The sequence below is a fragment of the Amphibacillus jilinensis Y1 genome, from assembly GCF_000306965.1.
In the GTDB taxonomy this organism is placed as follows: Bacteria; Bacillota; Bacilli; order Bacillales; family Amphibacillaceae; genus Amphibacillus_C; species Amphibacillus_C jilinensis.
The window spans coordinates 1,354,249-1,374,356 of the sequence record NZ_JH976434.1 but is presented as its reverse complement, the minus strand read 5'-3'; the positions used below and the strand labels follow the sequence as shown (position 1 = coordinate 1,374,356).

19 protein-coding genes and 1 other RNA gene are annotated in these 20,108 nt (G+C 37.2%); 6 read left to right on the top strand and 14 right to left on the bottom strand.

Annotation, left to right across the window (positions count from 1 at the left end):
- Positions 1–212: 212 nt before the first annotated feature.
- The 13 genes from B494_RS0106835 to tadA form a co-directional block, all read right to left on the bottom strand.
- Entirely contained in the window at positions 213–464 is a 252-nt protein-coding gene (locus B494_RS0106835) for a pro-sigmaK processing inhibitor BofA family protein (RefSeq protein WP_017471639.1), read from the bottom strand.
- A gap of 79 nt (positions 465–543) precedes the next feature.
- A complete protein-coding gene (locus tag B494_RS0106830; protein WP_026065175.1) occupies positions 544–762 on the bottom strand; it encodes a YaaL family protein in 219 nt (72 codons plus the stop codon).
- Between the two features lie 13 nt (positions 763–775).
- Positions 776–1,372: a recombination mediator RecR gene (gene recR, locus B494_RS0106825; RefSeq protein WP_017471637.1), complete on the bottom strand. Its 597-nt coding sequence runs from the start codon at positions 1,370–1,372 to the stop codon at positions 776–778.
- 12 nt (positions 1,373–1,384) lie between these two features.
- Positions 1,385–1,711: a YbaB/EbfC family nucleoid-associated protein gene (locus B494_RS0106820; protein ID WP_017471636.1), complete on the bottom strand. Its 327-nt coding sequence runs from the start codon at positions 1,709–1,711 to the stop codon at positions 1,385–1,387.
- 33 nt (positions 1,712–1,744) lie between these two features.
- The gene (dnaX, locus tag B494_RS0106815) at positions 1,745–3,442 is read right to left on the bottom strand and encodes a DNA polymerase III subunit gamma/tau (protein ID WP_017471635.1); all 1,698 of its coding nucleotides are present in this window, start codon (positions 3,440–3,442) and stop codon (positions 1,745–1,747) included.
- A 405-nt stretch (positions 3,443–3,847) separates the two neighbouring features.
- On the bottom strand, positions 3,848–4,870 hold the full coding sequence (locus B494_RS0106810) for a LacI family DNA-binding transcriptional regulator (protein ID WP_017471634.1): 1,023 nt from the start codon (positions 4,868–4,870) through the stop codon (positions 3,848–3,850).
- Between the two features lie 44 nt (positions 4,871–4,914).
- Positions 4,915–5,520 (bottom strand): YesL family protein, encoded by a 606-nt coding sequence (locus B494_RS0106805; RefSeq protein ID WP_017471633.1) that lies wholly within the window; start codon positions 5,518–5,520, stop codon positions 4,915–4,917.
- Between the two features lie 110 nt (positions 5,521–5,630).
- A complete protein-coding gene (locus B494_RS0106800; protein ID WP_017471632.1) occupies positions 5,631–6,476 on the bottom strand; it encodes a carbohydrate ABC transporter permease in 846 nt (281 codons plus the stop codon).
- An 11-nt stretch (positions 6,477–6,487) separates the two neighbouring features.
- Positions 6,488–7,402 carry a carbohydrate ABC transporter permease gene (locus B494_RS0106795; protein WP_144032201.1) on the bottom strand — a complete coding sequence of 305 codons (915 nt, stop codon included), beginning with the start codon at positions 7,400–7,402 and terminating at the stop codon, positions 6,488–6,490.
- Between the two features lie 153 nt (positions 7,403–7,555).
- Positions 7,556–8,863: an ABC transporter substrate-binding protein gene (locus B494_RS0106790; protein ID WP_017471630.1), complete on the bottom strand. Its 1,308-nt coding sequence runs from the start codon at positions 8,861–8,863 to the stop codon at positions 7,556–7,558.
- A gap of 226 nt (positions 8,864–9,089) precedes the next feature.
- Positions 9,090–10,436, bottom strand: a complete 1,347-nt coding sequence (locus tag B494_RS0106785; protein ID WP_017471629.1) for a GH1 family beta-glucosidase — start codon at positions 10,434–10,436, stop codon at positions 9,090–9,092.
- Positions 10,437–11,252: 816 nt separating this feature from the next.
- Positions 11,253–11,518, bottom strand: an RNA gene (ffs, locus tag B494_RS20485) — signal recognition particle sRNA large type.
- A gap of 76 nt (positions 11,519–11,594) precedes the next feature.
- Complete coding sequence (gene tadA / locus B494_RS0106780; RefSeq protein WP_017471628.1) at positions 11,595–12,104, bottom strand: tRNA adenosine(34) deaminase TadA; 510 nt, start codon at positions 12,102–12,104, stop codon at positions 11,595–11,597.
- 136 nt (positions 12,105–12,240) lie between these two features.
- Here tadA and B494_RS0106775 point away from each other — a divergent pair, with 136 nt between their 5' ends.
- Positions 12,241–13,530: a glycoside hydrolase family 18 protein gene (locus B494_RS0106775; protein ID WP_017471627.1), complete on the top strand. Its 1,290-nt coding sequence runs from the start codon at positions 12,241–12,243 to the stop codon at positions 13,528–13,530.
- 108 nt (positions 13,531–13,638) lie between these two features.
- On the opposite strand, the gene B494_RS0106770 is transcribed toward B494_RS0106775, so the two are convergent.
- Positions 13,639–14,154 carry a type 1 glutamine amidotransferase domain-containing protein gene (locus tag B494_RS0106770; RefSeq protein WP_017471626.1) on the bottom strand — a complete coding sequence of 172 codons (516 nt, stop codon included), beginning with the start codon at positions 14,152–14,154 and terminating at the stop codon, positions 13,639–13,641.
- A 124-nt stretch (positions 14,155–14,278) separates the two neighbouring features.
- On the opposite strand from B494_RS0106770, the gene B494_RS0106765 reads away from it, so the two are divergent.
- The 5 genes from B494_RS0106765 to B494_RS0106745 all read left to right on the top strand — a co-directional run bounded on the left by B494_RS0106765 (position 14,279) and on the right by B494_RS0106745 (position 19,971).
- Positions 14,279–15,763, top strand: a complete 1,485-nt coding sequence (locus B494_RS0106765) for a spore germination protein (RefSeq protein ID WP_051128225.1) — start codon at positions 14,279–14,281, stop codon at positions 15,761–15,763.
- The gene (locus B494_RS0106760) at positions 15,760–16,851 is read left to right on the top strand and encodes a GerAB/ArcD/ProY family transporter (RefSeq protein ID WP_017471624.1); all 1,092 of its coding nucleotides are present in this window, start codon (positions 15,760–15,762) and stop codon (positions 16,849–16,851) included. Before B494_RS0106765 ends, B494_RS0106760 begins: the two co-directional genes overlap by 4 nt.
- Positions 16,848–18,092 carry a Ger(x)C family spore germination protein gene (locus tag B494_RS0106755; RefSeq protein ID WP_017471623.1) on the top strand — a complete coding sequence of 415 codons (1,245 nt, stop codon included), beginning with the start codon at positions 16,848–16,850 and terminating at the stop codon, positions 18,090–18,092. Before B494_RS0106760 ends, B494_RS0106755 begins: the two co-directional genes overlap by 4 nt.
- A gap of 581 nt (positions 18,093–18,673) precedes the next feature.
- Entirely contained in the window at positions 18,674–19,315 is a 642-nt protein-coding gene (locus tag B494_RS0106750; RefSeq protein WP_017471622.1) for a deoxynucleoside kinase, read from the top strand.
- A complete protein-coding gene (locus B494_RS0106745) occupies positions 19,312–19,971 on the top strand; it encodes a deoxynucleoside kinase (protein ID WP_017471621.1) in 660 nt (219 codons plus the stop codon). The genes B494_RS0106750 and B494_RS0106745 overlap by 4 nt, the downstream gene beginning before the upstream one ends.
- The last annotated feature ends 137 nt before the right edge of the window (positions 19,972–20,108 follow it).

The window sequence follows — 20,108 nt, the reverse complement described above, 5'->3', positions numbered from 1 at the left end:
TTGTTTTGTTCAGTTTTCAAAGATCAATTCGGTTGCCGTCTTTTCGCGACAACCTCTATATACTATCACAGACAACTTGTAATAGTCAACACTTTTTTATTAATAAATTAAAAAGAAAAACCATCATTAGCTATCATGATAGTTAACTGATTAATGCATCCCATTAACACTTATATATTACCCGTTAATATCAAATTTAAACAGGGATTGTCCTAAATAACAAAAAGATGTAGTGAACTCAATGCCACTACTCCAGGTAAACCTAAAAAACCGACTGTTATCGCCGTAAAAAGGTTAATTGGAATATGTAATCCAAATGAGCCACTTAAAATATTAAGAAAAAACAACATTAATGCACCTATGACTATTTTAACGAAACCTGTTGACATCCACTTTAACGCAGGTAAATGGAATAAGCCCATTAACGCTATACAAACGACTGCCACAATAATTATTTGTTGCATCTATACTAATCCTCCTCTTTCAATTAATGTAGAACTAGTAAATAATATATGCTTAAAAATCAAAAAAAGAACGCCACCTTTAAAGGTGACGCGCGTTAATATTACGGTACCTTGCTTCTCTTAGCAGGAAAAAATATTTCGCTTGAGCTACCATTAAATCATAGCGCCCAATTTCACTTGGCTCTACACTTTTTTCAATAATATTCTTTAATTTCATCCATTCCGATTGCAATTGAAAGATATCACGCAATAGCTGTTCTTCTCGTTCTTTTAGTTTTTTTCGTTTTCCAAATGCCATATAGTCACTTCCTTTAAAGTTCACGTCTTCCTTCTAAAGCTTTCGAAAGTGTTACCTCATCCGCATATTCTAAATCTCCACCCATTGGTAGTCCATGAGCAATGCGTGTGATTTTGATCCCCGAGGGCTTTACTAAACGCGAAATATACATAGCAGTTGCTTCACCTTCCACGTTGGGATTGGTTGCTAAAATAAGTTCGCCTACTTTCTCATCTTTCAAACGATTCAGTAAAGGAGGGACATTTATGTCTTCAGGTCCAATGCCATCCATTGGAGAAATCGCTCCATGTAATACATGATAGCGCCCATTAAATTCCCTCATCTTCTCCATTGCAATGACATCTTTAGGATCTTGAACCACACAAATGACAGAGTCATCACGGTTATGATCTCCACATATTGCACAAGGGTCTTGATCCGTAATATGGCCGCAAGTACTACAATGTGTCAACTCTCGCTTCGCATTCACCAACGCCTTTGCAAAGTCCAATACATCGTCTTCATTCATATTAAGTACAAAAAAAGCCAGACGAACCGCTGTTTTCGGTCCGATCCCTGGCAACTTAGTAAAGCTATCAATAAGCTTTGAAATCGGTTCTGGATAGTACACCTATTATCCCTCCTAGAACATCCCTCCAGGTAGATTCATACCCTGTGTGAATTTGCCCATCGTGTCGTTAGATTTTTCTTCTACTTTAGTTAAAACTTCATTAGTTGCTGCAATAATTAAATCTTGGAGCATTTCTACATCATCCGGGTCAACGGCCTCTTCATTAATTTCTATATCCAATATTTCTTTTTTACCGTTAGCAGTTATCTTTACCATTCCACCACCAGCAGTAGCTTCAAACGTCATTTCTTGCAATTCCTCTTGAGCTTTCACCATATCTTTTTGCATTTTTTGCATTTGCTTCATCATCTTGTTCATATTTCCCATGTTTCCACGCATTTTGTTTCCTCCTTAAGGGTCATAAATTTCATTTTATTTATCATGAATTTCTAATAAATCATCACCAACAAGTTTACGAGCTTCTGTAATAATTTTATCTTCTTCAGTTTCTTCTACATCTTGCTCTTGATGTTGTTGGCGTTGTTTTTCAATAAAATCTTGTCGCACTTCTTGCCAATTTACTTCTGGTATCGGAATGATTATAATGTTTTTACCGATTAGCTCTAATAACAACGATTCAATGGTCTGCTTATGATCTAGGGCAAGTGAACAATGGATTTCATACCTAAACGCAATAATTAAGCTATCTTCTGAAGCTGCACTCGGCTTAGCCTCCTGTAAGGTCGCATGCGCTGGTGCGTTTTGCTGCTTCAACATTTGCATAAACGTAGCCCATTGACTATGAATTTGTTTTAAGTGAGTTTTTTCCGCCTGTGCTAACACTTGACGTATCCGCTCAAACGGTACTTTATAATGGTTTTTTGAAGGAACCACTCGCTTCTTAACAGTAGTGGCGTTTCCTTCTGTCCCTTGGTTTGTTGTTACCCCATGTTGTTTAAGCTGAGTTAACTCTTTTTCTAGTTTATCAAGCTTTTCTGTTAACTGCAAAAATTGCTCATGATGAGAACCCTCTGATTGAGCATCATTTTTTTGTTCTGTTATTTTCAACAAAGTAATTTCAATGAAAATTTTCGGGCTATTGCTCCATTTCATGTCTTGTTGGCATTGGTTTAGCTCACCAATTGTTTGTTGAATCCAAGTAGCGGCGAGTTGTGTTGCTACAGATCGAAAGTGCTCATCAACCAAAGCGCGTTCCATTGTATTCTCTAATGCTGGCGCTGTCTGATAAAGCAAAAGATCGCGCAAGATATAGATCATATCATGAATAAGCCTTGCTGGGTCTTTTCCTTCTTGAATGAACTGATCAACTAATGTCAAAGCTAATCGAACATCATTATTTTGAAGTGCTTCAACTAAACGCATTAAATTCGCTTGTGAAACTGAGCCAGTAATCGCTAAAACATCATCAAGTTGCACCGTTTCCTGGCTATAAGAAATAGCTTGATCTAATAAACTAAGGGCATCACGCATTCCACCTTCTGCCGCTAAAGCAATCGCATGATAAGCCTCTTGTGTTACATCAACTTCTTCTTTCTCCATAATCGATTGCATACGGCTAACGATAGTTTGCTGTGTAATACGCTTAAAGTCAAAGCGTTGACATCTAGATATAATTGTCAACGGAATTTTATGCGGCTCTGTTGTGGCTAAAATGAAGATAACATGTTTTGGTGGCTCTTCTAACGTTTTTAATAAAGCGTTGAATGCCCCTATAGAAAGCATATGCACTTCGTCGATAATATAAACTTTATAACTCACCGCACTAGGTGCATATTTTACTTTATCACGAATATCACGTATTTGTTCAACGCCATTATTTGAAGCGGCATCGATTTCCATAACATCAGCAATCGCACCTGTTTGAATTCCTACACAAGCCTCGCATGTTCCACAAGGTTCTTTGGTTGGAGCATGTTTACAATTAATTGTTTTTGCGAAAATTTTTGCTGCACTTGTTTTCCCTGTCCCTCGAGGCCCAGAAAACAAGTAAGCATGTGAAAACTTATTCTGAACAATTGCATTTTGCAATGTTCGTGTAATATGTGATTGGCCAACGACATCAACAAAGGTTTGTGGTCGCCAAACTCGATAAAGGGCTTGATAGCTCATGATTTGCTAATCCTTTCTTTTGGTCGGCATTCAACTCCATTATAACTGAAATAAAGGTTATTTGTGAATCTTTACTACCAAAGAATCTTTTTAAGGATAAGTATACAAAGGGGAAATAAACAGAATCACAAATATAACTGGTGTTTTCTGAAAAGCTATCGACGCCAAAAGTAGATTTAAAAGGAGCTATTATCGGGGGAGACTGGGGCTTTATGTGGAATTATCGCTATAAGATCAAGCCCCTTATTACTTGTTAATCCCTCTTTTTACGCGAAGAATTCAAACAAATTTCTTTAGAGCATTAATTCATAATTGTGTAAATTAGAAAAGTCTTACATCATTAAATGATTTCATTAAGATTAGCTTAATAAGGATAAGGAAAACGCCTCGAGTATGCGACGAAAACTACTCGACCAACTCCGTTATAGCTTTACACGATGTTCTTTCAATCAATCGCACTGGAATTTTTACAGACATCACTTGCTTCTCCTTAGCATTGATTTGGTCAATAAGGAGGGTTGCAGCCGTTTTTCCAATAAGTGTCGTCTCTTGTCTAATCGTTGTTAGCCCTGGTGTCATATATCTGCCAATTTGTATATCATCAAAACCAATGATAGAAATGTCATCTGGCACATTTAACCCAGCCTCTTGAATCGCAGCAATGGCTCCAATTGCCATTAAATCACCCGCTACATAAACAGCGCTTGGTAACGCGTTTAGTTTCAACATCTGTTCCATTGCTTTTTTCCCGCCTTCATATGTAAAAATACCCCCATCTATAAGGCATTCTTCAGGTACCGTCAGTTTATTTTTTTCCATGGCACTAATAAAACCCTTTAAACGTTGTTCTCCAACAAATAACGTTTTACTACCATAGATATGAGCAATCTTCTTATGTCCCAATGAATACAAGTAGTCAACTGCTAACTCACTTCCAAGAAGGTTATCACTATAGACGACATTTGCTCCTCTCATATCAAGATCGATGACAACAGAAGGAATATCTGATTCCATCAATCTGTCCATATCAGGAGAATTTAACGTAGAGCAGACCACAACGACCCCATCAACACCACGATAGCGGAAGTGATCGACATATGTTTTTGGTTCATTTCCAATATTATTCGATGCAAAAAGAAGATCATAGCCCTCCTTTTCAGCACTTTTTTTAAAGCTTTCAATAACAGCATTAAAGAAAGGATGCTCAATGCCAATACCTGAATCTTCAACAAAAACAACACCAATTGTCCAAGACCTTTTCGTCGAGAGTGTTCTAGCGCTTGAACTTGGAAAGTAGCCTAATTCATCCACGGCTTCATTAATTATTTTTTTGGCTTTATCTCCAACATCAGAATAGTGATTGAGCACCTTGGAAACTGTACTTATAGAATAGCCCGTTTTCTTAGCGATATCATAAATCGTAACCATAGCTTATTTCCCTTCCTTGCATCTTAGTAATATTTTTTCTTTAATTAGACTGCATTAAATTTTCTGAATATCGAATAATTTAGGCTCATCAAAACATATGCAAAAACACTAATCCCTATCGCAATAAATACTCTCGGGTAATTTACAGCAACAAGTACATACGCAAAAAGCCACAACAACTGCAATAAAGACAACAACGGCTTTGCAAAAACAAGCCCTACCGCTGATTTAAAATAACGAATCGTTTTTTTATGTTCAAAGTGCGCCATAACTGAGAAGATGTTTAAAAAGCTTAACACAACTATCATTGCAATGCTAAAGATAATAAGGTAGATATATATATGAACTGAACTAGCATAAAAATAAGATACAAAAGAAACATTCACATAAATAATATAAAACAAAATGAGAAATAATACACCTAAAAGATTAGATGATATAAACTCTGCTTTATAATAAGCAAAGTAAGATCGGAACAACGGCAAATCGTTCGCTCCTTTTAACCATTCCCGAACCAACCGAAACAGAGCCACTGTTGCAGGCATAAATCCAAACACACCTAGCCCAGCAAGAAAAAAAACAAGCCACAAAATATTTAACACGATGAAGCGATAGGCCGTATCAGCGATCGTATAAATCATTTTGTTCATCATCATCACCTCATATATTTATAAGAAGTGGAGAAAATATAGGTGATAACTAAAAAATTAGAAACCACCTAAAAAGCCTATTTCCTCGCACCCTGTTATTTATCTTCAACTTATTTAACTGCTCCTTCAGACAAGCTCTGAATAAATAAACGGTTAAACATTAAAAACACAAAAATCAAAGGTACCGTTGCCCAAAATGTCCCTGACATAATCATACCATAATCCATCTGTCTCGCATCATTTAGTGCACGCAATGCAACTTGTAACGTGTGTACAGCTGGATCTCTCAATACTACAAGTGGCCACAAGAAATCATTCCACACATGCATGAACACAATAATGCCGAGTGTGGCAAAAGCAGGAAGGATCATTGGTACAACAACATTCCAGTATATTCGAAAGTTTGAGCATCCATCAATTTTGGCAGCTTCAACAATTTCATATGGCACACCCTCCGCAATGTATTGCCTCATCCAAAAAATACCGAAAGCGTTAATTAATCCCGGAACAATGATCGCCTTAAAATCATTTAACCAACCTAGTGCTGTGATAATATAATATTGTGGAATTAGCCCGAGTTGGGGAGGAACCATCATCGTCACTAAAATCATTACAAAAAACACTTTCTTTCCTTTAAAAGGCAATTTAGCAAATGCATACCCTGCTAGCGAACAGAGAAATAAAGTTCCAACCGTAACTGTTGTAGCTACATACAAAGAATTCCCCATCGCCCCAAAGAAGTCAATGTTATCTGTTACCTTTTGAAAGTTTTCAACCAAATGAGTTCCCGGTGTAAACGGTGGCGGCACAGTATTAATTTCCCGATTTAAACGTGTTGCCATAACAAACATGTAATAAAAAGGAAACAAAGAAACCAATGCCCCACCTACCAAAACGAAATAAACAAAAAACTTCTTAACAGAGAATTTTCCTTCTCCTACTTCTTTTGTTGACATATTCATCCCTCCTAACTAACTTTTCTTTTTGAGCGACCGATCAGGTTAGATAGCCCTAAATTGATTGCAGTTAAGGTAATAATAATGACAAATAACACGATTGCTGCCGCAGATGCCGTTCCAAATGTATTGTATACGAACGCATCTCTCCATAAATACGCAACGACAGTAATACCTTCTTCTCTTAAGCCGCGCCCTAAGAAAATCAACGGCTCTGTAAATAGTTGCAAGCTTCCTATTGTTGATGTAAATACAACAAACATAACAATAGGTTTTAACATTGGCAGAGTAATTAGACGCAGTTGCTGTCCGATAGTTGCTCCATCAATTTTTGCTGCTTCATACAATTCTTTCGAAATACTTTGCATGCCAGCCAAGAAAATAATTGTATTGTATCCAACCCAACGCCAAAACACCATCGTTGCAATTGCAAACTTAACCGGCCAATACTCCGCACTCCAACGAATTGGACCTGCATCAAAAAAACTGAGAATGTAATTAGCAAAACCGAAAGGCTGGTTATTAAAAACAAGACCAAAGATAATCGCCACAGCAACTATTGACGTAATATACGGTAAAAAAATCAGTGTTCTAAACGTATTACGAAAGCGGATAAGTGCTGAATTTAAGGCAAATGCAATTAAAATGGATACAATGATTTGTGGTAGCGTTCCTAACAACCCAATAATAAACGTATTTTTTATTGAAGAGTAAAAAATTGGATCAGAAAAAATAAATCTAAAGTTGTGCAAACCATTAAAGGTCATTGGATCTAAACCATCCCAACGAAAAAACGATAAATAAAAACTAAATATCATCGGGAATAACCCAAAAATAGCAAACAAAATAAAAAATGGAGAGATAAATAGATATGCCGCTATCGTTGTACGTTTTGTTTCAGTAAGCTGATTAGCTTTTTTGGTCATCTTCAACTTTGCTACCCCCTTGCAAAAAATAATATACTGCTTCCCTAGAACTTGAACTACTGGGGAGAGAATGGCTCACCTAAAAATCGAATAATAATGGGCGTGTCCCAAAAGGACTATTTTGAACCTTTCGGGACACAAACTTAAAAATAATTAACGCTGTAAAATGCGTTCAATTCGTTGTATAGCAGCTTCCCATTCTTCATCTCGATCATCGCCAGCAGATATATTATCAATTGCTTGCTTTAATTCTTCATCTACTGGATAGTATAAACGTCCTTTGTATACAGGAATAACTTGCTGGGCAGCTTCTGAAAACACTTGTGCTGTCGCAATTCCACCAAAGTACTCATCTTCATAATCCATGAACTCTGGCATTTCATATACTTGAGGTGATGACGGGAATAGCCCATAACCTAAGAATGCTTTTAATTGTTGTTCCGGTGCCGTTAGCCACTCGATGAATTGGTAAGCTTCTTCTGCATGTTCACTTTCTGAAGGAACCGTTAAGTAAGATCCACCCCAGTTTCCCGCACCTTCAGGCATTGTCGTAATCGACCACACCCCTTCTTCTGGACTGTTATCTTTAATTTGACCTTGCATCCAAGCCGGAGCTAACATTGTTGCGTATGTTCCCTCTTCCATACCAGCGAACCACTCAGGTGTCCAAAGCGGAATATCTCCAACTAATTCTTCATCGAATAAATTCGCAACGTAGTCGTATGCCTCTCTAATTTGGGGATGATCATCAATAATTAATTCATCGTCCTCATTAAAATACTGTTGTGTCGCTTGGTCACGTCGCGCATTAAACACAAGCTCTCCAGCATCGGCCATAAGCTTTCCTGTTTCTTCATTAATCTCGCGCGCAACAGATTCAAAATCTTCCCATGTGCTTACTAGCTCAGAAACAGCTTCTGGTGAAGAATCAAAACCTGCTTCCTCGAAAACATCGGTGCGATAAAACATGACTGTCGGCCCAATGTCTGTTGGTAATCCAAATAGAAAACTTCCATCTGCGCTTTCACCATTTTGGAAAACCCAATCAAGATAATTATCTACTACTGATTCAGCACCTAGATCATATAGATTGTTAAATGCATCCTCTGCATTGCGATAACGTTCAATCTGAGCCTCTTCAACCATTGCGATATCTGGTGCACCACTGCCAGAAGATACCGATGTAAATAAATTATCATGTACGTCATTCATGTCACTGTTTTGAAGGTTGATAGAGATATGCGGATTGTCAGCGACGTATTCTTCAATTAACTTATCGTATCCTGTATTACCAAATTCCCAAAACACTAACTCAACATCGCCGTCACCAATTGTTTCTGATGTTGTTTCTGGATCATCTACATCTTCTCCTGATGCATCATTGCCATTACCACCATTACATGCAACTAAGAATAAAATTGCTAAAACCATAAGTGCCGTTAATTTCAAAAGTTTTGACATTTTTCTTTCCCCCTTGGAAAATTTAATTTGGTTGACCTCATCAAACAAACGACAGTCTCGCCTTCATCCGCTACTCTATCACCTCCTTAAAAGCTTTATTAACTCGAAAAGTAAGCGCTTTCTAAAAAACGAAATTTTGACTGCCCTATCACCAATACACGGTGTTAAACTCACCGTTCTCGAGGTTGCTTCAGGGTTAGAAGAACCTCGAAAATCAATAGAGCAACTAATTAACTTCAAAGAAATTATTGCTGATAATTTTTTTATACCAATAGAAACTATCTTTTTTTATACGCTCTAACGTTTGGTAATCAACATAAACAATACCAAAACGCATTGTATATCCTTCTGCCCATTCAAAATTATCAAACAACGACCAAGATATATATCCTTTAATATTCACGCCAGTTTCTATAGCGCGATGGAGCGAGATCAAATGTTGCTGTAAATAATCAATGCGTTTATTGTCCCTTACTTGCCTGTCTTTTGGCTCATCATTATAACAAGAACCATTTTCTGTTATATAGATTGGGACACTGCCATACGTTTTATAAATATGTGTTAATGCATTATAAAATCCTTCAGGATATATATTCCAACCAATGTCTGTTTTTTGATATCCCGTATCGACACGCTCATGATCAAATAGTCCTTCATTCTCCTTAAAACGCGCTACGCCGCCAGTGTAGTAATTAATACCCAAGAAATCAATCGGTTGACTAATGATCTCCATATCACCTTCTTGAACATTTAATTGAACACCTTTTTCCTCGAACCGATCGACCAAAAAATCTGGATAAGTTCCTTTAAATACGGGATCAAAAAACCAGTCAATAAAAAAACCATTCGCTCGCTTACAAGCATCAATATCTTCTTGCTTATTGCTATAAGGTTCGTTCCATTCTACATTTGGTGCATAGCCGATTTGACCTTCTATACCAAGCTCACGGAAGCGCATAACTGCTTTTCCATGTGCTACATGCAAATGATGGGCAACATCAACCCCTAATTGTAAATCTTTATCGCCTGGTGCGTGAACGCCCATAAAATGGGACAAAAACGAAACACACCAAGGTTCATTAATTGTAATCCAATGTTTAATTTTCCCTTGAAACGCTTTAAATATTACTTCAGCATAGTTGATGAAAGCATCAATCGTCTCGCGGTTTCCCCAACCTCCATTGTCTTGAAGTGCTTGAGGGAGGTCCCAATGATACAGTGTACACATGGGCTGGATCCCTTTTGCAAGTAATTGGTCTACCAGTCGACGATAATAATCTAAACCCTCTTGATTAACTTCTCCTGTTCCGTTGGGGAAAATCCTTGGCCAGGCAATAGAAAAACGATAAAAATCGACACCTAAATCTTCGATAATTTCAATATCTTCTTTATAACGATGGTAGCTATCACATGCGATATCACCGTTATCCCCATTCACAACTTTTCCTGGTGTCTTAGAAAACGTGTCCCATATGGATACACCTCTTCCCCCCTCATTTGCAGCTCCTTCAATTTGGTAAGAAGCTGTAGCAACTCCCCATTTCATATCTTTAGGAAATTGTATAATAGCCATAACGAAACCCCTTTCGTAAAAACGATAAAAAAACTGAATTAACGTATATACTTTCAAAAATAAATGAAGAATCCCTTTCAAAAACACTTTCGACAGCGAACCTAAAATGAACTTCAATCGGTGGCGTTTTTGTTCTTCTACAGCTTATTGGTTGAATGAATCAGGACACAGCAGCCGTTATCACCCACTGAAATAGCTTTAACTCTGTTCTCTATTTCGAGGGTCGCGCTTAACAAGAAAATCCATTTAATTTATAACTAAAATGAGCCAGAAAATATTTTAGTTCCTAGAAAAATATTAATTAGATAAGTTAAACCCTTTCAGAAAACGCTTTCGTTGATTATTATAAACGCTAACAATTAAAAAAGCAATAACTTTTTCATAAAAATCGAAAGCGCTTTACATTAACGGACTATCTAGCTTAGCGAATAAAAAAACAAATTGCCCATTGTCCTTTGAGCGAAGCTGCAATCTTCCGTAAAACAATAACCCCTCACTTTTACATGGATAAGTAACAACAACCTAAAATGAATCTTCAATCAGCGGGTGTTTTTTTCCCTAAACCTGATTGGTAATCGAATAAATGAGGACTTTAGCACCCGTTATCACCCATCGGAATAGGTTTACCTCTATTCTCTATTTTCAGATGAGTGTTTTACGAACGGTTAACTGTGATAAAGCTTAATTGGCTTATTTCAACTCCAGCAAGCCAAAAACTTTTTATGAACACTACCATTATATTATGTAGAGACTTTATATTTAGAATCAAAAAAAACCCTTGCCTAATGGCAAGAGATTTTTAATTTTTATATAACGCCGTGCACCCATCCTCGATCATACAGCCCTAAGCGTTACATAAGTTCATGGCTCAATCCAGGCGTCCCTGCGGCACACGAGAAAAGACCGCTTACTGCTGCTTCCTTCCGGACCTGACAGGATTCACGGGATCTCGTTGCGCAGGACCCGAACGTCAACACCAATTCCTTATGGCAGACCTTATGACTCTACACCTCAGATGGGGATTCAGTCTCGCTACAGCGGATTGCGAGTACAGGGCACCGCTACCTCCCCACCTAGCACGGCAAGATTCTATCCTTCTTACATTGCGCTCTGCGACGCATATACAAGTATAAAGGGTTTGACTGAAAAATGCAATGGTTAACCATTGTTATTTTCTTCCTTGTAATCTGCTAGTGAAACAACCTCCGCTTCTTGCTTTCGTGAACGTAATTGCTTAAAGAAATCTTTCAATAAATGACCACAAGCTTCTGCTAAAACGCCTCTTGTCACCTCTACTTGGTGATTGAAGCGCTTGTCATCTAATAAATTAAGGATCGAACCTGCACAACCGGCTTTTGGGTCATAAGCACCAAAGACCACTCTTGGTATTCTAGCTTGTAGAATGGCCCCCGCACACATCGGACATGGCTCAAGTGTTACATATAAAGTGCAGTCTTCCAAACGCCAACTATTAATAACTTCATTACCTTTATCAATCACAAGCATTTCCGCATGAGATGCTGTCGTTTGTAATGCTTCGCGAAGATTAAAAGCTTTCGCGACCACTTCATCTTGATAAACCAACAGTGCACCGATCGGAACTTCCCCTAGCTGTGCAGCTTTAATTGCCTCTGCTAGTGCTAATTCCATATAATCTTCATCTGTCATATACTTGCCTCCTCTTAACAATGACTGTCCTATTTAGTTTATCAAAATTTTATGCGGAAAAATACTAACTCATTTCATTCACTCGCCCAACTCTCCTGCATATGCTAACAAGAGAATCAAGTAAGGAGGATTTAACGTGCAAATTTATGTTGTTAAACAAGGGGATTCGATTTACGACATTGCCAATACATTTGGATCTTCTGTTGAAGATATTGTATCTGCAAACGAACTTGATCTGAATCAGCAACTTGTCATTGGTCAAGCCTTAGTTATTCCTATTGTTGGCGAATTTTACTTTGTGCAACCAGGAGACAGTCTCTATACCATTAGCCAGCAATATCAAATAAGCGTTTCTGAACTTGCAAGCATTAATGCAATCGATCCAAATCAGCCGTTAGCTGTTGGCTTTCGCCTTTATATTCCTGAACAAGATAGAGTGTTGATTGAATCCAATGCTTATGTCGAACCGATTGGTGATACCGTATCTGGAACGTTGATTAATGCTACCGAAAAGCATGCGGATAAGTTAACTTATCTTGCACCTTTTAGTTATCAAGTCAATCGTGATGGAACACTAGCTCCACCACCACTTGCAAATTTACTTGAGATTGCCAATAGAAATGATGCAGCATTAATGCTTGTGGTAACAAATTTAGAGGAAGGCGCTTTTAGTGATGAGTTAGGAAGTTTAATCGTCAATGATCGTGCCATTCAAGAAACACTTTTAGATGAGATCGTAACCACCGCTCAAGCTTTAGGCTATCGTGATGTCCACTTTGATTTTGAATTTCTTCCGCCTAATGACCGGGAAGCATACAATCAATTTTTACGGACAGCAAAATCACGTTTAAGCGAGGCAAATCTTTTAATGTCAACAGCATTAGCTCCTAAGGTAAGTGCTGATCAAGAAGGACCTTGGTATGAAGCTCATGACTATCAAGCGCATGGGGAAATTGTTGATTTTGTTGTATTAATGACCTATGAATGGGGTTATAGCGGTGGTCCACCTATGGCAGTGTCTCCGATTGATCAAGTCGAACGTGTCGTAGATTATGCATTATCTGAAATGCCTGCTGAAAAGATTATGTTAGGACAAAATTTGTATGGTTATGATTGGACATTACCCTTTGAACCGGGAGGCGAGTTTGCTCGCGCGATAAGCCCCCAGCAAGCAATTGCCCTAGCGAGAGATTATAACCAAGCGATAAGTTATGATCCGGTAGCACAAGCACCTTATTTTCAATATTTTGATCAAGAGGGTAGTGAGCACGAGGTTTGGTTTGAAGATGGAAGATCTATTGATGCTAAATTTAATTTAATAAAAGAAAAGCGCTTGCGTGGCATTAGCTATTGGAAGCTAGGGTTAGCATTTCCTCAAAATTGGATTTTATTAACCGATCGTTTTGATATAAAAAAATTCACGTAATCTGACATATCAACTAGATTTTCAAACAAGTTCTAAACTAAATTCTTATAGAGAAACCGAATGATAACGGTAAAACCTCTATCATTCGGTTTCTTATTGTTTTCTATTTCATTTTTTTAATAGGTTTATCGATTCTCTATTAAATGCCTCTAAATCATCAGGCGTTCGACTCGTCACTAATTGATCCTGATCAACGACAACTTCTTGGTCAAGATAAGTCGCCTTCGCGTACTCCATATCAACTTTTATTGAAGTATACCCTGTTGCTTTTCTTCCTTCAATGGCCTTTGCAGTAATTAACAATTGCGGACCATGACAAATGGCGAAGACAGGCTTTTTATCATCCATGAATGCTTTAGCAAATGCAACAAATCGATCATCTCCCCGTAAAATATCAGGAGAAAAACCGCCTGGTATAAGTAAAGCATCAAAATCATCTGCATGAACTTGGTCAATCCCTTTATCTACGTTAAATTGCGTCTTCTCTTGTTTTCCAGTTACGGTCTCACCTTGTTCATGACCAATCGTGATCACTTTGTGCCCTTCTTCTTTTAAAGCATCTACTGGTGACGTATATTCGACATCCTCAAATAAATCTGCGATAACGACTGCTACTTGCTTCATAACCTAAAATCCTCTCCTTAATTAATCGTTTAGTTTCCATTAAAACACTTAATTGTTAATTACCCATGTATAGAAGCAATAAAACCATCCAGACTAAAACAGAAATGAAGGGGGAGGTCTAATGATGCTAAAAAAGAAAACGCAAACTAAAGAGAGCTTAAATACTAAATTACTAATTAATCTCGATATACTGAAAGAACGGTTTTCTTTTGGGCTAAACAATGATTTTTCAATCCGATTAATAACAGCAAAATTCAACAAACATGAGCTTTGCTTAGCCTACTACGCCTCTCTCGTCAATAGCGATAAAATAGAACAAACGATTATCCAACCCCTACTTGAACAAGGAGGAGACTCACTCTTTGATGTCGTCACCGCTGAAAGCATTACTAAAATAAAAGAATTAGAAGAACTTGACGACCATATTAACAATGGAAAAGTTGTTTTAATAATCGATGGTGAATCGTTTGGTCACTCAATTGACGTTGCGCAATTTCAACATCGAGATATTAGTCAATCTGAAAACGAAAGTGTGGTGCGAGGACCTAAAGAATCATTTACCGAATCCTTACATGTCAACATTTCACTTATTCGTAAACAAATCCGCAATCGGGAATTAATTACTGAAGTACAGAAAGTCGGCAAACGTTCTAAACAAGATGTGCAACTTATGTATTTAAATAGCATTGTTAATGATCAATTATTAGATGAAATCAGATCAAAATTAACACAATTAGATGTTGACAACGTTCAAAACATTGAGCTTTTAGAGCAATTTATTGAAGAAAGACCTTATTCAATTTTTCCAACCATACTCTATACAGAGCGTCCAGACAATGCTGCCACTTATATTGATAAAGGACATGTTGTCTTACTTATGGACAGTTCTGCAGCCTGTTTAATCTTGCCCATTACATTTTGGGCATTCATTCATAATGCCGAAGACCGCTATGCTCGATTTTTATATGGTAACTTCACACGATTAATCCGATTTATTGCTCTATTCTTTACGTCGATGATCTCAGCGCTCTATGTCGCTCTTTCTAATTTTCATAGCGAGATGATTCCCCCTGATTTACTGTTTGCTGTCACAGCAGCAAGGGAACGTGTGCCTTTTCCACTTATTATTGAAGTATTAATTATGGAAATAGCTTTTGAATTAATTCGTGAAGCGGGGATTCGAATTCCTAACCCATTAGGACCTACGATTGGGATTGTAGGGGCTCTAATATTGGGTCAAGCTGCTGTAGAAGCTAATATTATCAGTCCAATCATTGTCATTGTCTCAGCACTTTCGGGATTGACTTCTTTCGCTATTAGCGATCCCAGCTTTAATTTTACGGTTCGGATTACGCGCTTTATCTTTATTATCTCAGCTGGATTCTTTGGGATGTTTAGCTTAATGATTGCTTTTACACTATGGTTTATGTATGGTGCTTCATTAAAATCATTTGGTGTTCCCTATTTCGCCCCCCTTTCGCCAACTTACAAATCAAATAGTGACACATATTTCAGAAAAGCAATAAAGAAAGAAAAATGGCGACCTGGCTACCTTTTACCGAAAGATTTACAATCTTCACGAACATTTGAAAGGGGAAAAACAAAATGAAGGTCGACAGAAGACTTACTTCTTTTGAGATGTTTACCTTAACAAGTATATTAATTGGGATAAAATTAACGGACACAACCCCATCTCTTTTTTCTCAAAAAGCGCAAAACGCCTTTTGGTACATTCCATTATTAGCGTTTATCTGCATTTTACCAGCATTTCTTGTTTTGTTGTACTTGCTTTATAAGCATAATGCCAAACACTTTGTTCACTTATTTGAGCTCCTCTTAGGGCAGGGTTTAGGTAAAAGTTTAGCTTTCATTATATTTATCTTAAGTTTTGTCATGATTGCATTAGATAGTCGTAACTATGTTGAACAAATCAAAATAATCTATTTTCAAAGATCGTCTATCCTAATTATTTTTGCGCTTTTCGGTGGTGTTTGTATTTTTGGAGCAATTCGAGGCATTGAAGTAGTGGGTTACACGACTAGAATTTTCTGGCCGTTCATTAGGATATCTTTCTTTATCCTTGCCGCTCTTATATTTGAAAGTGTCGTTTGGCAACGGATCTTTCCCATCTTCGGTGCGGGGGTTCCTGTTATTCTCGAAGAAGGGGTGTCAAAGGGATCATTGTTTCTAGATTTTTTTCTATTGACGATGGCATTTTCTGCCTTTAGAAAGCCGAGTCAGTTTATTAAAGGTGGTTTAATTGGACTGATTTTCTCTATTGCCGAAATCACCTTCTTCTTTTTCCTTTATACGACCGTTTTTGATTACAATTCAATTGAGAAAATCTCATTTCCTTTTCATGAAGTCACTCAATATGTTAATTTAGGTGATTTTTTTACGAACATCGAAACTTTTTTTATGGTTTTTTGGTTACTTGCAACTTTTCTAAGATTTATTTTACTCTTATACCTTATCACATGGCTATTCGGGGCTATATTTAATATCGATGAGTTTGAACTGTTACTCTTGCCAATGGGATTCTTCCTTATGGTAATCGGTTTACTTCCTGATAACGCAGTGGTAACAGAACTTATTTATCGCAACAAGCTTTTAAATATAATAACACCGGTTATTGCACTCGTTCCTTTCTTGTTGTTACTTATTCATTTTTTTAAACGAAAGAAGGATTTGACATGAAAACGATTAGCTTAAGTGGGTTACTCATCTTGTTCATTTTAATTGGCTGTGAAGATATGGTTGAAGTTGATCGACAATCTTATGTAATTGCTGTCGGTATAGACGTAACGGATCAGGATGGAATATACGCGTTTACTTATCAAATCGCTAATCCTGAAGCAGGCTCTACCCTGGCTGGAATAGGCGCAGAACAAACACCTGATGAAACCATTACCGTTGTCGGAACAGACATTATGACAGCGACAAATACAGCTAATTCGTTTGTTACAAAACAAATTATCTTGGATCAAACCCGTGTGCTAATCGTTTCAGAAGCGCTGGCACGATCCGATCAATTTTTGCGTGTTATGCAATCAGCAGCAAGAACGACTGAAATTAGACGGAGTATTCAAATTATTGTATCTAAAGAAGATGCTTCGGACTTTATTAACAATAATTTACCTGTATTGGAACAGCGACCACATAAATACTATCAGTATATGTTAAGTCGAGCAAAAGAAACTGGTATTATCCCTGATGCCGATCTCCATCGTTTTTTTCAAATTACGGAAGGGGATGCTGATTTATTTTTAGGCATTTATGCGACAACAACATACGATCCAAAAGAATTAGACGGTAGTGAAGATGAATTTATCGCTGGACAAGTCCCCAAAGAAGGAGGAAACGCGACTCAATTTATGGGTTCAGCTGTTTTCAAGGAAGGGATTATGATTGATCGTTTAACAGGTGAAGAGACGAGAATTTGTAATATTCTCGATAAAACAATGAACATAAATGAGTTGTTAGCCAATTATCCAGATCCATTGGCGCCAGAGTATCAAGTGGCAACTGATGTATTTCTAACAGATAATCCAAAGGTTAACTTAAGCTATGACTCAGAAACGAACCATGCAACGATTGATGTAACGGTTCCATTTGAGGTGAAGGTTTTAGCTATTCCTAGTCTTATTCATTACTCTCAAAATGAAAATTTTAAAAGGACGCTTAGAGATGCCATAGAGCAATATATCACCGATGCCACTGATGAACTGATAAAAAAATCCCAAGAGGCCTATCGATCCGATCCCTTTTACTGGTCCATTTATATTCGTCGACACTTTAAAGACATACCTGCCTATGAAGAAGGTGATTGGCACAAAAATATTTATCCTAATGCTGATATCACCGTGAACTATCAGCTTAAACGACTACACTTTGGAAAAATGCTTGATGATACAAAACTAGATGAAGTGAGGGATTAAAATGCAAACTCCCCTCTTTTCGATAGCGTGTTTGTATTTAACTTATTATTGCGTAACCTTTAGCACCAAGCTGTTTAAAAAGGAAAACCGTTTGGGTGGAGTCGCTGTTATTTGTTTAAACCTTTTTTTGATCGTCGCTACAATCTTTCTTTATCTACTCCAGTAACAAATGGTGCTAGCCATAAAACGAAACTTCAATCAGTGGTGCTTTTGTTCTCCATCCACTGATTATTAGTTTAGGGAACCAGGACATTAGCGGGATTTTACGGACGGTTATCTGTGATAAAATAAATTTCTATTGTTTTAGAAACTAAACCCTGATCTTCGTTAAGACGGATGACACCTCAACGAGGTCGTTATCCGTCTTTTTTGCCTATCAGTCATCCGGCATCCTTTGTTTCATACATAGGGATATAGCATTCAATCCACAAACAATCCACTATCATTCTTTTACCTAATACGCACGCATACAAACGAACATTTAATCAATTTGAACAGAATACTGATTCCTTACATTTAAATATGGTAAAATAGTTTTTGTCCTCATTTATCGACAACTTTTGTAAAGGAGGGAATAATCGATGAAGCAAGTACCCTTTATTGCTGTTGAAGGACCTATAGGTGTAGGGAAGACTTCGCTAGCACGAAAGATAGCTACACAATTTAACTTTCACTTACTTCAAGAAATTGTAGAGGAGAACCCTTTCTTAGGTAAGTTTTATGACGATATAGAAGCATGGAGTTTTCAAACAGAGATGTTTTTTTTATGTAATCGCTATAAACAACTTGAAGATATTGAAAATGACTATCTTAATCAAGCTCATCCTGTGGTAGCAGATTATCATATTATGAAAAATATGATTTTTGCCAAGCGGACATTATCACAACGTCAATATGATAAATATGAAAAAATTTATCACATTCTCGTTAAGGATATGGCACATCCTAACCTGCTTATTTATTTAGACGCTAGTCTCGAAACGTTATTCAAACGTATAGATCAACGTGGTCGCTCAGTAGAAGAAAAAATCAAAGCATCCTATCTTGAACAGCTACGGACTGATTATCAAGATTATATTGATCATTTTGAACAGCAACATCCAGACATCCCTGTTATCCGAGTTAATGGTGATGAACTTGATTTTATTAAACGCCAATCCGATTTAGAAATAATTTTTGATCAAATTAAACCCGGTTTTTTAAAAGGAGTACAAACAAAATGAATTTAAGAGAAAAATATAACATTCCCCATGATAGTGTCATTACAATAGCCGGTACCGTTGGTGTAGGAAAGTCAACGATGACACATGCATTAGCTGATGCATTAAACTTTCGTACCTCACTAGAAAAGGTTGATACCAATCCTTACTTAGATAAATTTTATCAAGATTTTGAGCGATGGAGCTTTCACTTGCAAATTTACTTTTTAGCAGAGCGTTTTAAAGAGCAGAAGCGTATCTTTGAATATGGTGGGGGTTTTATCCAAGACCGTTCTATTTATGAAGATACAGGCATCTTCGCAAAAATGCATTATGAAAAAGGGACCATGACACCAACAGACTATCAAACCTATCACAGTTTATTTGAAGCAATGGTGATGACACCCTATTTTCCACATCCTGATCTTCTTATTTATTTAGAAGGATCTTTTGATGATGTCGTCGATCGAATAAAACAACGCGGGCGCCCGATGGAGCAACAAACCCCGTTAAGTTATTGGGAAGAGATGCATAAACGTTATCAAGATTGGATAAACAGCTTTAATTCCTGTCCTATTTTGCGCATTAACATTGCTGATTATGATTTAGTCCAAAATAAAGACGCAGTCGAACCGATTCTAGAAAAGATTGGTCATTTTATTAATCATTCACGTTATTAAAAATAAGTAAAAAACATATACAGACGGATGATAATACAGCCTTAGTCACTCAAAAAATTAAACTTTTTATGTAGCTAAGGCAAAAATATCATTAGATAGGGAGAATCCGAACATTCACATTTTAAAATCCTTTGTTC